The 11,947-nt window shown below is 58.3% G+C and carries 18 protein-coding genes and 1 pseudogene; 11 read left to right on the top strand and 8 right to left on the bottom strand.

The annotated features are described in order from the left end of the window. Positions 1–65: 65 nt before the first annotated feature. The 3 genes from ACIPZF_RS24065 to ACIPZF_RS24055 all read left to right on the top strand — a co-directional run bounded on the left by ACIPZF_RS24065 (position 66) and on the right by ACIPZF_RS24055 (position 1,642). Positions 66–581, top strand: a complete 516-nt coding sequence (locus ACIPZF_RS24065) for a DUF3016 domain-containing protein (protein WP_400804053.1) — start codon at positions 66–68, stop codon at positions 579–581. 78 nt (positions 582–659) lie between these two features. Then, on the top strand, positions 660–1,403 hold the full coding sequence (locus ACIPZF_RS24060; protein WP_400804051.1) for a carbon-nitrogen hydrolase family protein: 744 nt from the start codon (positions 660–662) through the stop codon (positions 1,401–1,403). Then, entirely contained in the window at positions 1,400–1,642 is a 243-nt protein-coding gene (locus ACIPZF_RS24055) for a hypothetical protein (protein WP_400804048.1), read from the top strand. The genes ACIPZF_RS24060 and ACIPZF_RS24055 overlap by 4 nt, the downstream gene beginning before the upstream one ends. 2 nt (positions 1,643–1,644) lie before the next feature. On the opposite strand, the gene ACIPZF_RS24050 is transcribed toward ACIPZF_RS24055, so the two are convergent. Both ACIPZF_RS24050 and ACIPZF_RS24045 read right to left on the bottom strand, forming a co-directional pair. Next, positions 1,645–2,145: a methylated-DNA--[protein]-cysteine S-methyltransferase gene (locus ACIPZF_RS24050; RefSeq protein WP_400804046.1), complete on the bottom strand. Its 501-nt coding sequence runs from the start codon at positions 2,143–2,145 to the stop codon at positions 1,645–1,647. Positions 2,146–2,229: 84 nt separating this feature from the next. Next, positions 2,230–3,018, bottom strand: coding sequence for a lipopolysaccharide biosynthesis protein (locus tag ACIPZF_RS24045; protein WP_400804043.1), 789 nt, complete (start codon positions 3,016–3,018; stop codon positions 2,230–2,232). 200 nt (positions 3,019–3,218) lie between these two features. Between ACIPZF_RS24045 and ACIPZF_RS24040 the strand changes: the two genes are divergently transcribed. Then, positions 3,219–3,419, top strand: coding sequence for a hypothetical protein (locus ACIPZF_RS24040; protein WP_400804041.1), 201 nt, complete (start codon positions 3,219–3,221; stop codon positions 3,417–3,419). On the opposite strand, the gene ACIPZF_RS24035 is transcribed toward ACIPZF_RS24040, so the two are convergent. Continuing rightward, positions 3,420–3,842 carry a MerR family transcriptional regulator gene (locus ACIPZF_RS24035; protein ID WP_400804038.1) on the bottom strand — a complete coding sequence of 141 codons (423 nt, stop codon included), beginning with the start codon at positions 3,840–3,842 and terminating at the stop codon, positions 3,420–3,422. It lies immediately after the preceding gene. A 111-nt stretch (positions 3,843–3,953) separates the two neighbouring features. Between ACIPZF_RS24035 and ACIPZF_RS24030 the strand changes: the two genes are divergently transcribed. Next, the gene (locus ACIPZF_RS24030) at positions 3,954–5,189 is read left to right on the top strand and encodes an NADH:flavin oxidoreductase/NADH oxidase family protein (RefSeq protein ID WP_400804036.1); all 1,236 of its coding nucleotides are present in this window, start codon (positions 3,954–3,956) and stop codon (positions 5,187–5,189) included. A gap of 15 nt (positions 5,190–5,204) precedes the next feature. On the opposite strand, the gene ACIPZF_RS24025 is transcribed toward ACIPZF_RS24030, so the two are convergent. Then, positions 5,205–5,564: a hypothetical protein gene (locus ACIPZF_RS24025; protein WP_400804034.1), complete on the bottom strand. Its 360-nt coding sequence runs from the start codon at positions 5,562–5,564 to the stop codon at positions 5,205–5,207. 166 nt (positions 5,565–5,730) lie between these two features. Further along, on the bottom strand, positions 5,731–6,099 hold the full coding sequence (locus tag ACIPZF_RS24020) for a hypothetical protein (protein ID WP_400804032.1): 369 nt from the start codon (positions 6,097–6,099) through the stop codon (positions 5,731–5,733). 458 nt (positions 6,100–6,557) lie between these two features. Here ACIPZF_RS24020 and ACIPZF_RS24015 point away from each other — a divergent pair, with 458 nt between their 5' ends. Continuing rightward, positions 6,558–6,842: a hypothetical protein gene (locus tag ACIPZF_RS24015; protein WP_400804030.1), complete on the top strand. Its 285-nt coding sequence runs from the start codon at positions 6,558–6,560 to the stop codon at positions 6,840–6,842. A gap of 15 nt (positions 6,843–6,857) precedes the next feature. On the opposite strand, the gene ACIPZF_RS24010 is transcribed toward ACIPZF_RS24015, so the two are convergent. Continuing rightward, positions 6,858–7,154, bottom strand: a complete 297-nt coding sequence (locus ACIPZF_RS24010; protein WP_400804029.1) for a hypothetical protein — start codon at positions 7,152–7,154, stop codon at positions 6,858–6,860. A 198-nt stretch (positions 7,155–7,352) separates the two neighbouring features. Between ACIPZF_RS24010 and ACIPZF_RS24005 the strand changes: the two genes are divergently transcribed. Both ACIPZF_RS24005 and ACIPZF_RS24000 read left to right on the top strand, forming a co-directional pair. After that, positions 7,353–7,673 (top strand): hypothetical protein, encoded by a 321-nt coding sequence (locus ACIPZF_RS24005; RefSeq protein ID WP_400804027.1) that lies wholly within the window; start codon positions 7,353–7,355, stop codon positions 7,671–7,673. A gap of 179 nt (positions 7,674–7,852) precedes the next feature. Further along, complete coding sequence (locus ACIPZF_RS24000) at positions 7,853–8,092, top strand: hypothetical protein (protein WP_400804024.1); 240 nt, start codon at positions 7,853–7,855, stop codon at positions 8,090–8,092. Positions 8,093–8,383: 291 nt separating this feature from the next. Here the strand turns inward: ACIPZF_RS24000 and ACIPZF_RS23995 are convergent, their stop codons facing one another. Both ACIPZF_RS23995 and ACIPZF_RS23990 read right to left on the bottom strand, forming a co-directional pair. Beyond that, entirely contained in the window at positions 8,384–9,658 is a 1,275-nt protein-coding gene (locus ACIPZF_RS23995) for a Y-family DNA polymerase (RefSeq protein WP_400804022.1), read from the bottom strand. Then, the gene (locus ACIPZF_RS23990; RefSeq protein ID WP_400804021.1) at positions 9,648–9,881 is read right to left on the bottom strand and encodes a hypothetical protein; all 234 of its coding nucleotides are present in this window, start codon (positions 9,879–9,881) and stop codon (positions 9,648–9,650) included. The genes ACIPZF_RS23995 and ACIPZF_RS23990 overlap by 11 nt, the downstream gene beginning before the upstream one ends. A 102-nt stretch (positions 9,882–9,983) precedes the next feature. Here ACIPZF_RS23990 and ACIPZF_RS23985 point away from each other — a divergent pair, with 102 nt between their 5' ends. The 3 genes and pseudogenes from ACIPZF_RS23985 to ACIPZF_RS23975 form a co-directional block, all read left to right on the top strand. Further along, positions 9,984–10,703 (top strand): SOS response-associated peptidase family protein, encoded by a 720-nt coding sequence (locus ACIPZF_RS23985; protein ID WP_400804184.1) that lies wholly within the window; start codon positions 9,984–9,986, stop codon positions 10,701–10,703. A 243-nt stretch (positions 10,704–10,946) separates the two neighbouring features. Beyond that, positions 10,947–11,300: a YceK/YidQ family lipoprotein gene (locus tag ACIPZF_RS23980; protein ID WP_400804018.1), complete on the top strand. Its 354-nt coding sequence runs from the start codon at positions 10,947–10,949 to the stop codon at positions 11,298–11,300. 236 nt (positions 11,301–11,536) lie between these two features. After that, positions 11,537–11,947: pseudogene (locus ACIPZF_RS23975) on the top strand (hypothetical protein); the annotation flags it as partial.

The following is an 11,947-nucleotide window of genomic DNA, read 5'->3' as shown; positions in this document are numbered from 1 at the left end:
CCTCTGCTGCCGCACCCCTGGCAGGCGTAAAATGGACAAACACGTAGCACGCCCGGAGGTGCATCATGCGTACCGCTCTCATCTGTGCCGCGCTTATGGCGCTCTCAACCCACAGCATGGCACAAGGCACCACACCTGCGCAGGTCGAGGTGCATTACGACAATCCTGAAAAATTCCGCGACGCCAGCCTCGACAGCGCCGGCTATGACCGCGGTGCCGACGACTATGTCATGAAAACCCTTACTCAGTACCTGCAGAAGCTGGGTCAACGCTACTTGCAGCCAGGCCAGCAACTGGTCATCGACATCCGTGACATCGACCTCGCCGGACGGTTCGAGCCGTGGCACAGTCGCGCCTACGACGTACGCTTCATGCGCGATATCACCTGGCCAAGCATCGACCTCACCTATACCTTGAGCCAGCCTGGGCAACCCACCCAACAGGCCGAGGAACGGGTCAGTGACAAGATGTACCTCAGCCGACCTGGCCGCGCCGCCAGTAGCAGTGACCGGCTGTACGCGGAAAAGGCCATGCTCGATGATTGGTTCCGCCAACGTTTCGCTGCGCATCCTGCTACCTGACCTACCCTGCACTGGTACAGCCGCGCGCGCCGGTAGTATGCTCGGCCATCGACTCGCACCAGGGAAGGACCTCCACCCATGAAACTCTGCGCCGTACAGCTCGCATCCCGCAAAGCAGATCTGCAGGGCAACCTGGTCCGCCACCTGCAGTGTATCGAGCAGGCTGCGGCGCTAGGCGCGGAGCTGGTGGTGTTCCCCGAGCTGTCACTGACCGGTTATGAGCCCGCCCTGGCCCGGCAATTGGCTCTACCCGCTAACTCTCCACGCCTAGAGCCGCTACAGGCGCTCTGCGACAGGTTGAACATCTGCGTCGCCCTAGGCCTTCCGATGCGCTGCGCTGATGGTGTTCAGATCGGCATGCCAATTCTACGCCCTGGCCAGCCGCCGCTGGCGTACGCCAAACAACGCTTGCATGGCGACGAGTTGGCGTACTTCGTTGCGGGCGAGCAACCGCTGGTGTTCGCGTCCGGGCACCTGCAGGTGGCGCCTGCCATCTGTTATGAGTCGATGTTCATCGAACATGCCCAACAGGCGCACGCATTGGGCGCGCAACTGTACCTGGTGAGCGTCGCCAAGACTGCAAAGGGTATCCGCGAAGGCAATGAACATTACCCTGAAGTGGCGCGCACACTCGGCATTCCAGTGTTGATGGCCAACTGCGTAGGCCCGGCCGATACCTTTGTCGGTGCTGGCGGCTCAGCGGCTTGGGATGGACAGGGTACGTTGCTGGCGGCACTGGACGACCGACACGAAGGCATGATCATGTTGGATACCGAAACCTCCAGCGCCATGGGCGTGGCGTTGGATTCAGCTGTCGGATGAAATATCTATTGCTGACATTGGCCAGTTTTGCCAGCACCTATTACCTGGTGGGGCTGTTGATCCAGGGCCAACTGGCCGACATCGCCGAGGGGCTGCGTCATCGTCCTGACGCGCCTGCGCCTGGGCAGTATCTGCGGGAGGTGCGGCCGCATGCACGGCGGGCACACCGGCAATACACACTGATCGCGGGGACTGGGTTGGCGGTGGTGGCCTGCCTGATCGCGTTCTGGTTTAGCTGAATCTAGAAATCCAGCACCAGGCTCTGGCGCCCTTCCAGTGCCAACAGGTACTGCTTGGCCGGCAACCCACCGGCAAAACCGGTCAGGCTCCCGGACGCTCCAATCACTCGGTGGCATGGGGCGATGATCGAGATCGGATTGCGACCGTTGGCCGCGCCCACTGCGCGCACCGCACTGGGGTTGCCGATCTGCCGGGCGATGTCGCTGTAGCTGCGGGTCTCGCCAAAGGGGATGGTCAGCAGTGCCGTCCACACTTGCCGCTGAAATTCGGTACCGGCAAAGTCCAATGCCAGCTCGAAGCGCTGACGCTGGCCGGCAAAGTACTCCCCTAACTGGCGCGCAGCCTCGCGCAGGATGGGTTGCCGATCGTCCCGCTGCAGATCACCCAGCCGTACTCGGTTTTCCCGCTCCTCCTCCCACAACACGGCCGCCAGGCACTCACCACGTGCCACCAACGTCAAAGTGCCGACCGGGGATTGCATGAGGGTGAATGTACTGGCCATGATGGGTACTCACTGCGGGACAAGGTCCGCGCACTCTAACCCTGCACCCAACACAGTGCATCCGCTTTCTTGCGCAAGTAAACCTCAAACGGCCATGCGCCGTGCTTCTGGCAAACCGATTTTGGGGATTATCTCTGGAGGAATACGGGAAACGGCAGACAGGTTGTAAACCTGAAAATGCTCGTTGACCACCTGCTCGGCCATCAAGGTCAGCGAAGGCAGGATCCGTGTGTCCCAGTGCTGATCGAGCCCGCAGGGTGAATGCTCGCCTCCGTCGCGCTCGTAAAATCGGCCAACGGTCTGGTCAAGGTCCACGCCGACCATCAATACCTGTTCGAAACCTAGGTGGTAAGCCAACTGCAAGGCAACGTACGCCACCGTGCGAGCGTCGTAGTAGCCGGTTGACAGATCTTTGCTGAAGGCGATCGAGCGTGCCCGTTTGCTCCACAACGCACGACTGCAGACATGGCTCGAGCCATGCCCGCGCAGGCCATCGATCAGGCCTGGAGTGTCGGCCTTGTGCAACGGATAGCATTCCGTGTCGTCGGGAATATCGGCGCCGACGAACTGCTCGGGCCATAACGCCAGGCGCTGGCTGTCGCGCAACGCGGTGGCAAACAGCTCGGGCTGCTGGTCGCGAAAGCTCTTGTCGGTGCACACGTAGAAAAACGGCTTTACAGCGCAGGCGGCGGTGAGCGCCACGGAGCCGTTCATGGCGATAACGGGAAGATGTGCGAAGTCACGCAAGGGGAACTGCTTGGCAGAGGCACCTGAGGCAAGAATCACCACCGGGCCTTTCTGGGTATTGCGACACGCCTCAAAACTGGAGAACGCCCCGCGTTCAGCATTTTGCTGCGACGGAAGTGTGTTCATCTTGACTTTCTTCGGTTCGGACTATGTACAAAGCATACCCATGCCTGCCCAGGCTGCAGTCACTTTTACAAAACCCTTACACAATCCGACCAGCGGGTCTCTTTTCGTCCACACCGTGTCACCCATAAAGTGATGCGTTTCCTTGCTGGTTATCCCCTGGAGTACTAATACTTAAGTCTCTGCCTGGGGAGGCATGCACCATGCAACCACGATTCGTTATCGTCCCTGCTGTGCCCATCGAAAAGGAGTCCTTCCGCCTCGGTGGCAGGTACCCTGCCGCCTCCGAGTGCGGCGGCTATGACATCTATGACAATCAGGCGAAGGAACGGCTCAAGCCCAGCTATCCGAACAGGCTGGTCGCAGAAGTACAATGCCGCCAGATGAACCTGGGCTTGCGCTAGTCACGCCTTGGATGCCCCCTCGCCGTGCTGCCAGTCGGCGATCAAGCGCTGTGCATTTTCGTCGCAGTCCATACCCTGGGGCTTGGCTTCAATACCCGCAATCACCGCCAACAATTGCGCGCGGTTGTGTGCGAGGCGCTGCTGTAGTGCCTCGATCTCGGCGACTTTAGCCTTGAGACTGGTCAGCAAACGTTCATGACGGCCCTCCCCATCGATCGATGCGCGGGTGAGTTTGCGCATTTCCTCCAGGCTGAACCCCGTTTGCTGACCGCAGGTAATGATCTCCAACGCCCTCACCGCCTGCTCGGGATAGTCGCGATAGCCATTACCCAAGCGGCGGGCCTCGATCAACCCGCTGGCTTCGTAGAAACGGATGCGCGATGCGCTGAGGCCGGTGCGTCGTGCCAGCTCGCCAATTTTCATGATGGATGATTTCTCTCTTGACCTTAAGGTTCACTTTAACCTTAGCCTTCGAGGAAACCCACTACCGCCTGGCATCTGAAGATGCAGAGGTGCGGATACCTTGAGGTCAGCATGAAACCCTTTAAGCCCCTGCTCCTGCCCAATGGCAGCATCATTCCCAACCGCATCGCCAAAGCGGCCATGGAGGAAAATCTGGCCAATCCAGACCAGACGCCATCAGACCAGTTGCTGCGCTTGTACCAGGCCTGGGCAGAGGGAGGTGCCGGGCTGCTGCTCACCGGAAACGTAATGATCGATGCCAGCGCCATGACCGGGCCTGGTGGCGTCATGCTGGATGAAAGCCAGCAGCTCGAGCGTTTTCGCCAATGGGCCGATATCGGCCGCTCACAAGGCGCGCAATTCTGGATGCAAATCAACCACCCCGGCCGGCAGATGCAGGCCAATCTCGGCCAAGCCACCGTGGCACCTTCGGCGATTGCCCTGGATATGGGCGGTTTGTCGAAGCTGTTCCCACTGCCCAAGGCACTGGATGAGGCGCAGATAGCTGCGCTGATCCAACGCTTCGCCCGCACCGCTGCGCTTGCCGAAGAGGCGGGTTTCAGCGGCGTGCAGATCCATGCCGCGCATGGCTACCTGCTGAGCCAGTTCCTGTCGCCGCTGAGCAACCACCGCCAGGATCGCTGGGGTGGCAACCTGGAAAACCGTGCGCGGCTGTTGCTGGAGGTGGTCAAGGCCGTGCGGGCAGCAGTCTCGCCTGGTTTCAGCGTGGCGGTGAAACTCAATTCGGCGGACTTCCAGCGTGGTGGCTTCGAGCCGGCGGATGCCCGCCAGGTCGTGTTGTGGCTCAACGAACTGCCGGTAGACCTGGTGGAGTTGTCAGGCGGCAGCTACGAGGCGCCGGCCATGCAAGGCGACGCCCGTGACGGTCGCACCTTGGCGCGCGAGGCTTATTTCCTGGAGTTTGCCGAAGACATCGCCGCCATCGCCAAAATGCCGGTGATGGTCACTGGCGGGATTCGCCGCCTGCAAGTGGTCGAGCAGGTACTGGACAAAGGCGTGGCCATGGCCGGGATCGCCACCGCCCTGGCAGTCGAACCCGCCCTGCCCGCGCGCTGGAAAAACGGCGAGGCCACAGCGACCGCGGCGCTGCAACCCATTCGCTGGAAGCGCAAGGCGTTCGCGGCCCTGGCCTACATGGCGTTGGTAAAACTGCAGATGCGCCGGCTGGCAGCGGGCAACAGGCCTGCCCCCCATGCCTCGCCCTTGCGCGCCTTGTTGCTGGAGCAATGGTGCACGCTGCGCCGGGTTAAACAGTACAAGCGGATGATGAACAGCCGACCTCAATGAGCAGTAAGCGAGTGCTCAATCCAGGCACTCTCTGGCCGCCTGACGTAGTTTGTCACCTGCGAGGAAGCTGCCTTTGTAGAAAGTCGCCCGGCTACCGTCACGGTTCTCCACGACTTCAAGTACTTCATCGGAAGTGACGGCGCTGGGTGCAGTCAGCCGATAGCCGTGGCTGATGGACTTTTGCGTGGTAAGCGGCGCCACGGCTTGCCACTTGGGCAATACGCAAGCGGCATAGGCCTCGGGGGACTTCTTGGTCAGCTTACTGGCCGTGGGTTTGCCAGGGTTGGCGCAACCGACCAGGCTGACGGCCACTGCGGCACAGGAAAGAATACGAAAGGTAGGCATTTGCAATTGACCCAAGTGAACAGCGTGCATTCTAGCGATGGTTTTGCCAAAGCACTAATCCACCAATGGTAGGACGCAAGACTTCCGTCGAATTTCAAATGAGAATAATTCACTTAAAATACTTCGCGCTGAAGGATCAGCACCCATCACAAAAAGCCCGCGCTCTTGGGTGCGGGCTTTTTGTTCCAGGGGGTTCTCAAGCTTTTGAGCACATGAGTGCTGCATCGAGCAGCCGGCCATGGTCATACCAGGCATCGCGTTGGTAGGCCGTGAACTGGTGATGGCTGCCAGTATTGCGCATCTCCACCAGGCCATTGGCTTTGTTGGGGTCGGTACTGTCGACGTAGAGCTTGACGGAGTCACCTGTGCCCTCCTCGTAAGTCGTTGCACGGCCATGCAACTCGTCTTTAACGCAACTTAGATACTCCGGCGGGCTTTTCTCGGTGATGCCGGATGTATAGTCGTGACCCTCCCGCACATCTGGATTTTGTGCACATCCTGACAACAAAGCTGTAGCCAAAGTTGTTGCCAATACAGAGCCTGGGAAGAAGATAGAACTTTTCACGCGACACGCTCCTGCTGCCCCTACAAGAACATTGCAAGACTGAGAAGAGCCCATGTTTTAGTTTTATGACGTGCTCATAGTACGCTGCATGAGTTTCGGTCCAATATTCTTGTTTGCTATAAAAAACATGCAGAAGAAAACTGCCCTACGAAGAATTCAGATGTTTCCCACAAATTTGCACTGGTGAGTTCAAGTCTGAAGAAATACCCTACGCGGTCTGTCGACGCTCATCTGATTGTCCCGGGAACCCCTGCCCTCTAGGCTCTCCAGGTCGCTGATGGTTCAGCGATCGGGTGTGGAATCCCGACAATTTACTGAGTAGCTGTCGCTATGGCAGTTGTGCGCGGGAGGCCGCAAAGCCTACCGGGTTTACTCGTAGCCTGGATTCCACCCCGCGTACAACTGCCACCCTTCCGCGTGGAATCGGAGAGGTTCAGTTCAACCTACGAGTATTCGATATGAAAAAAATAGTCCCTGATCCACCCCACACTTTCGAACTGCCAGCCGGGAAGACGCTCTCCCGCGCCATCGGCGAGCGTGTCGTACCTATCGAACACGTGCTGATGAATGTCTCCCATTACCTGATGTTCGCCTATAGCGACAGCCGACGCGCGCTTGAACGCATCGAGGACGAAGAAACCCGACAGTTGCTGTTGCACGGCCTGCGGGCGATGCAGATAGCCTGGGGCCAATCGGATGCACTGGCACTGGCGATAGAGCGCGCGCCCGAACTGCACGGATGAGAACTCACAACTAAATCAGTCTTGCTCCGTGAGCTCACACACGCCATTCGCACCACCCTTGCCGGTGTACGACACACCCAGCGTCTCATCAGGGTTGATGGTAATCGATACGGTCACACCACTGCCCTTGGCTTCAAAGTACGTATCACTGAATTTCTTCAGTTTTGCTTCCTTGCCATCGATGTACACCGGCCCACCCTCGTCTGCGTGCACCTCGATCTCACCTGGGCAGGTCGCGTTAACCAATGGCATCTCGGCGTAAGCCGTAGCGGCTAGTGGCAACAGCACCGCCCCCAACAGAAAGCGCTTCATTCGACACCTCGTGTTTCATTGGCTGCAGATTCAGCAATAGCCCAAGGCAAACCATCCCGCCACTCCATCGCAACGCGCCGGGAGGTAGAGCCAAGCGCCAGCTATCGGAGCCGCCCATCACCCCAGCGGCACGCCGTACCAAAAATCATCAGGGTCAACTAGAGTTTCAATGAGTTAAAACACCGCGAGATAACGATCATGCTAAAACAAGAAGCCGATGACGTAATTGAGCGTATCAGGGACGATCTGAAACGGCACGGGGTGCAGATCGGCTACGATCCAGAGCTTACCCCTGCGGATTTTGGATGCGACCTTGACCACCATGTTGCTCAAGTCATGGAGGATCCGAACAACCGCGTGTTGCGTATCTCGATACATGATGAAGGCTTGTGGACTCAACTACGGCAGGGGACGATACACCGCTGTACCGTCAGTGAGTGCCGGGGCAAACTATTCGGCATTCCTATTACGATAGAACCGAGAACTGATGCGTCCTATACCATTGAGTACAAGCTCTAGCGTGTCAGGCAGGTAGTCTCCCGGCGAGACTACCTGGCCTGCAGACCGATGACCAACGAGCGCAGCTGTTGGATTCGCGCCTTCACAGACAGCAATGCCGGGAAAACGGAACGCTCGTGCGCACGTACCAGTCGTATCTCCATCAGAGGCGCAATTGAGACGCCCAGTTGGAGAGAGTGATGAGCCTTCAGTCCACCAGTCATGACCTTTACGAGCATTCTTACCTGGGTTATCAGGCATCGATTTACGTATTCTGGGAGTCGAGCGTCGAGTTTCCCAGCGGGATGTTGGTTGAGATAGGGAAGCCAGGCGCAACGGCGCGCACGCTGCGGGTAAGTAGACCATTTTCTTCTTCGACTGAAGCCATTCTCGAAGGTAAGGTCATGGCTGAACAGTACGTGCAGAGCCAGAAAGGTTGAGGTTATCTGTGCCTGCATGGCTTGTGACGCGTCATGCAGGGACGGAACCTGAAAGCAATGAGGTTATCCCAATGCTCGTCGCGACTGGCAAGGGCTCAGCTGCGTGCTCGTTTCACAACGTCGGCAGCCATCAGGACGGAGCCTGGCATCCAGAGGCCAGGATTCGATGTAGCCAGTCCAACAGCAAGCAACGCAATTATAATTGGCCAAAAACAAACGTAGGAGCGGATTTTATCCGCGATGCGCCGCGCGGGCGGCGCTCGATCTCATAGGCGCTCGCCGATGGCACGCTCAACATTTGACCGTCCACAATTGATCGATCCGTGTCGTATAGGATTGGCTCATCATCTCCCTCCTCATTCCCCAGTCGGGTGCCGCCGGCACACTGGCAGCCCGCATCGTCCCCCTCCCCCAACGCTCGTTGATGACGTCCATTACCTGCATCAGCCGATCACAGGTCGCTGACTGCTTCAGCGCAAACAAATCCTCTGAAAACTCACCAGGTTGTCGCAGATCCATCAGCAAGACCTCAGCTTTGCTGTACCTGAAACCGGGCCGGAAAATGCGCTCAACAGCATCAGTTGCAAGCCGAGCCATCAGCAGCGTGTCACACGTGGGATATGGGAGTTCAACAAGAGCGCCCTGAGCGTGGTGCGCCTCATCAGGATTGAACATCCCGGTACGAATGCTCACCCGAATGCGCTTGCAGACTGAGCCCTGGATCCGGAGCTTTTCCGCCGCACGCCCCACGTAAGTGGCAACCGCCTGTTTGATGGGTGCCAACTCGGTCAGTCGTTTGCCGAACATCCGGCTGCAGCAGATCTCCTGCTTCGGCGGCTCGGCTTCGTCCAGTTCCAGGCACGGCGTGCCAGCCAACTCCCGGGCGGTCTTCTCCACCACCACACTGAATTTCTGGCGTAGCGTCCAAGCATCGGCCTTGGCCAGGTCCATTGCTGTGTGGATGCCCATCGCCTCAAGGTGTGCAGTCATCCTGCGGCCAACCCCCCAAACCTCCTTCACCTCGGTATTGCGCAGAACCCAGTCACGCTTGAACGGATCAGTGATATCGACCACTCCCCCCGTTTGCGCGAGCAGGCGCTTAGCGGTGTGATTGGCAAGCTTGGCAAGGGTCTTCGTGCCGGCAATGCCGACACCCACCGGGATGCCGGTGCATTGGAAAATTCGCGATCGGACCTTTCTGCCGAACTGGGTCAGATTTTCCTGGATACCGGTCAGATCCGCGAAACATTCGTCGATGCTATAGACCTCGGTCGCAGGCACCATCGACTCGATGACCGTCATCACGCGCTCGCTCATGTCGCCGTACAGCGCGTAATTGCTGCTGAAGGCCATGATGCCATGCCGGCGTAGCTTGTCCTTTGCCTGGAAGTACGGCTCTCCCATCTTCACGTAGGGCTTGGCGTCGTACGACCTGGCAATCACGCAGCCATCATTGTTGCTCAGCACAACGATTGGGGTCTTGGCCAGGTCTGGCCGGAACACGCGCTCGCAACTCGCGTAGAACGAGTTGCAGTCGATCAGCGCGAACACCTGGTCACTGCGCATGGTCGCGAACGCTGTAACGCACAACGCCCCAGATGACGAGCTCGTCGCCCTCAACTTTCCCTGGATACACATTCGACGCGCGAAGGTCGAATAACTCATCCAGGGAAATATGGCCTTCCAGAGGGTCTGCCGCAGGCGAAGGAAAACCGGCAGGGACATGGAACGAGTAAAGCGGTGGCGGTTCGGTGCCGCCGGAGGGCGAACCCAAGAATGTAATGGTCATGACGGAAGGTCCAATGCAAACTGTATGTTTATACAGTAGATCTGGCATCAGGTGTCCGGTCAATCCTGGGCGGTGATATTTCTGACAGGTGAGAGGTGGGATATGTGCGGACGGTACTCGATCTACGAGTCGATGGATCACTACCTGCGACAGCTATCGCTGGACCTGGTAGTGATCAATGGCTACGACCGTGAGCCGATCAACCGTTACAACGTAGCACCGTCCACTCGCGTGGAAATCGTTCACCAGGTTGGAGATGGCTTGAGCGTGGATCGGGTCAAGTGGGGATGGTCGCCTTTCTGGGCCAAGGGGAAGCGTCCGGACCCGATCAATGCACGGGCCGAGACAGTAATGAGTGGGAAGTTCTTCAAGGGCCTATGGCCGAACGGCAGAGCCTTGGCGCCCGCCAATGGATGGTATGAGTGGCTACCCGATCCAGCGGACCCGAAGCGAAAGCAGCCCTACTACATCACCAGCGCAGACGGCTGCCCGCTTTTCTTTGCAGCTCTGGCTGAGGTCCACCAAAGCGTTGAGAGGGATGAGCGCGATGGATTCGTGATCATCACCGCGGCGGCCGACCAGGGACTGGTCGATATCCACGACAGGAAGCCCTTGGTGCTGCGCCCTGAGCTGGCACGGGAATGGATCGATCCAGCTACCTCACCAGATCGGGCTACCGCGATCATGGAATACGGTTGCAGGCCGGCATCCGAGTTCCGCTGGTATCCAGTGTCGAAGGCGGTGGGCAATGTCAAAAATGAGGGAGAGACGCTTGTCTCGCCGATTGACAACGCAAGCCAGCAGGGTGAGCTCGAGTTTTGATGAGCCCTCATCCTGCATGCTTACCCGATGCTCCCACTTCGCCAACAGCACTTACGGGAGTTCAACCAGCTCTCATCAGATCGCCGTCGATGACACTGCAGCAAATCAACCAGGCTGTTACAACCGTCGGTACCAATAAGGTATTCTCAACAAACTGATTGATTCCATTCGCGAAGGACGTTGACGCCTACTTTCCAGCCCGCATAGTGACGGGCTTATAGGTCAGCGGGACAGGAGGTCGATATGAGGTTATGGATAGGGTGCGCGCTCGCAGTAGCGCTGAGCGGGTGCGGGACGGTACGCACCGTCTCTGATGAATCAAAGGCTGTGGGCGACCTGGCGCAATGGAATTCGTACTGTCCAGAAATACCTCGGGTGTATAGCGGTGTTGCGTATCAGTTTTGCAACCTGACTGGACCGGAACGGACGGGAGTACATCCAGATCCATACGAAATCCTGATCGACATGGCCGCGTCTGGCATTGCTGATACCGTTGTGCTGCCCTACACCAGTTATCAGCAATACAAGCACGGGAGCATGGTCATACCAAGCTTCAGTCCGCAGATGCCTCAGGCACCGGCCCAGCCGGATCTTTAGCGGTGATCGCCGTACATTAGAGTGGAAGCGGAAACGATCTTCCGCTACCTGTACGGCGCACGGCCTCCAAATCAGCTCACCCCCGTCAGTCCGTTCGTGTTTCACGTCCGCTATCTACCCTTAGCAGACCTACGGTTTTCTGAGGTTCCACTGAGCTTTACTGCCCCTGTAATCTCACCACGGTCATACGGGCTCATAGCGGTCCTGGGAGATAATCATGGAAGAAGGGAAGAGCAATGGCTGCTGAATATAACTGGGTACTGGTCCTCGGGGCTGTCCTGAGCCTCATGGCGGCAACGCTGCATGTGGTCGCTATCATTATGGGACCCTCGGGTTATCGGCTGTTTGGCGCCGGCGAGCGTTTCGTCCGCGCTGCCGAAAAAGGCAAAATTCATCCGCCTCTCATCACGGGGGCATCGCACTGGTTCTCGTCTCTTGGGCTGCCTATGCAGTCTCCGGTGCTGGGATAATCAGGCCGCTGCCGCTGCTGCGTCCGACGCTCGTCGGGGTAACGCTCGTCTACCTGGCGCGGGGATTAATAGGGCCGTTTTTCCTAGCGGGTACGGGGCGAACGATTCAGTTCATTGCGGTGAGTTCAGCGGTCTGTACCCTCTTTGGTCTCGTTCATCTCGTGGGAGTGATTCAGA

It is taken from the genome of Pseudomonas sp. NPDC089752 (genome assembly GCF_044748725.1).
Taxonomy (GTDB): Bacteria; Pseudomonadota; Gammaproteobacteria; order Pseudomonadales; family Pseudomonadaceae; genus Aquipseudomonas.
This window is presented reverse-complemented; position numbering and strand designations above follow the sequence as displayed.

Excerpts from the sequence above, each read along its gene's own strand:
- ACIPZF_RS24065 (WP_400804053.1), top strand. The coding sequence starts at position 66 with ATGCGTACCGCTCTCATCTGTGCCGCGCTTATGGCGCTCTCAACCCAC.
- ACIPZF_RS24060 (WP_400804051.1), top strand. The coding sequence starts at position 660 with ATGAAACTCTGCGCCGTACAGCTCGCATCCCGCAAAGCAGATCTGCAG.
- ACIPZF_RS24055 (WP_400804048.1), top strand. The coding sequence starts at position 1,400 with ATGAAATATCTATTGCTGACATTGGCCAGTTTTGCCAGCACCTATTAC.
- ACIPZF_RS24050 (WP_400804046.1), bottom strand. The coding sequence starts at position 2,145 with ATGGCCAGTACATTCACCCTCATGCAATCCCCGGTCGGCACTTTGACG.
- ACIPZF_RS24045 (WP_400804043.1), bottom strand. The coding sequence starts at position 3,018 with ATGAACACACTTCCGTCGCAGCAAAATGCTGAACGCGGGGCGTTCTCC.
- ACIPZF_RS24040 (WP_400804041.1), top strand. The coding sequence starts at position 3,219 with ATGCAACCACGATTCGTTATCGTCCCTGCTGTGCCCATCGAAAAGGAG.
- ACIPZF_RS24035 (WP_400804038.1), bottom strand. The coding sequence starts at position 3,842 with ATGAAAATTGGCGAGCTGGCACGACGCACCGGCCTCAGCGCATCGCGC.
- ACIPZF_RS24030 (WP_400804036.1), top strand. The coding sequence starts at position 3,954 with ATGAAACCCTTTAAGCCCCTGCTCCTGCCCAATGGCAGCATCATTCCC.
- ACIPZF_RS24025 (WP_400804034.1), bottom strand. The coding sequence starts at position 5,564 with ATGCACGCTGTTCACTTGGGTCAATTGCAAATGCCTACCTTTCGTATT.
- ACIPZF_RS24015 (WP_400804030.1), top strand. The coding sequence starts at position 6,558 with ATGAAAAAAATAGTCCCTGATCCACCCCACACTTTCGAACTGCCAGCC.
- ACIPZF_RS24010 (WP_400804029.1), bottom strand. The coding sequence starts at position 7,154 with ATGAAGCGCTTTCTGTTGGGGGCGGTGCTGTTGCCACTAGCCGCTACG.
- ACIPZF_RS24005 (WP_400804027.1), top strand. The coding sequence starts at position 7,353 with ATGCTAAAACAAGAAGCCGATGACGTAATTGAGCGTATCAGGGACGAT.
- ACIPZF_RS24000 (WP_400804024.1), top strand. The coding sequence starts at position 7,853 with ATGAGCCTTCAGTCCACCAGTCATGACCTTTACGAGCATTCTTACCTG.
- ACIPZF_RS23995 (WP_400804022.1), bottom strand. The coding sequence starts at position 9,658 with ATGCGCAGTGACCAGGTGTTCGCGCTGATCGACTGCAACTCGTTCTAC.
- ACIPZF_RS23990 (WP_400804021.1), bottom strand. The coding sequence starts at position 9,881 with ATGACCATTACATTCTTGGGTTCGCCCTCCGGCGGCACCGAACCGCCA.
- ACIPZF_RS23985 (WP_400804184.1), top strand. The coding sequence starts at position 9,984 with ATGTGCGGACGGTACTCGATCTACGAGTCGATGGATCACTACCTGCGA.
- ACIPZF_RS23980 (WP_400804018.1), top strand. The coding sequence starts at position 10,947 with ATGAGGTTATGGATAGGGTGCGCGCTCGCAGTAGCGCTGAGCGGGTGC.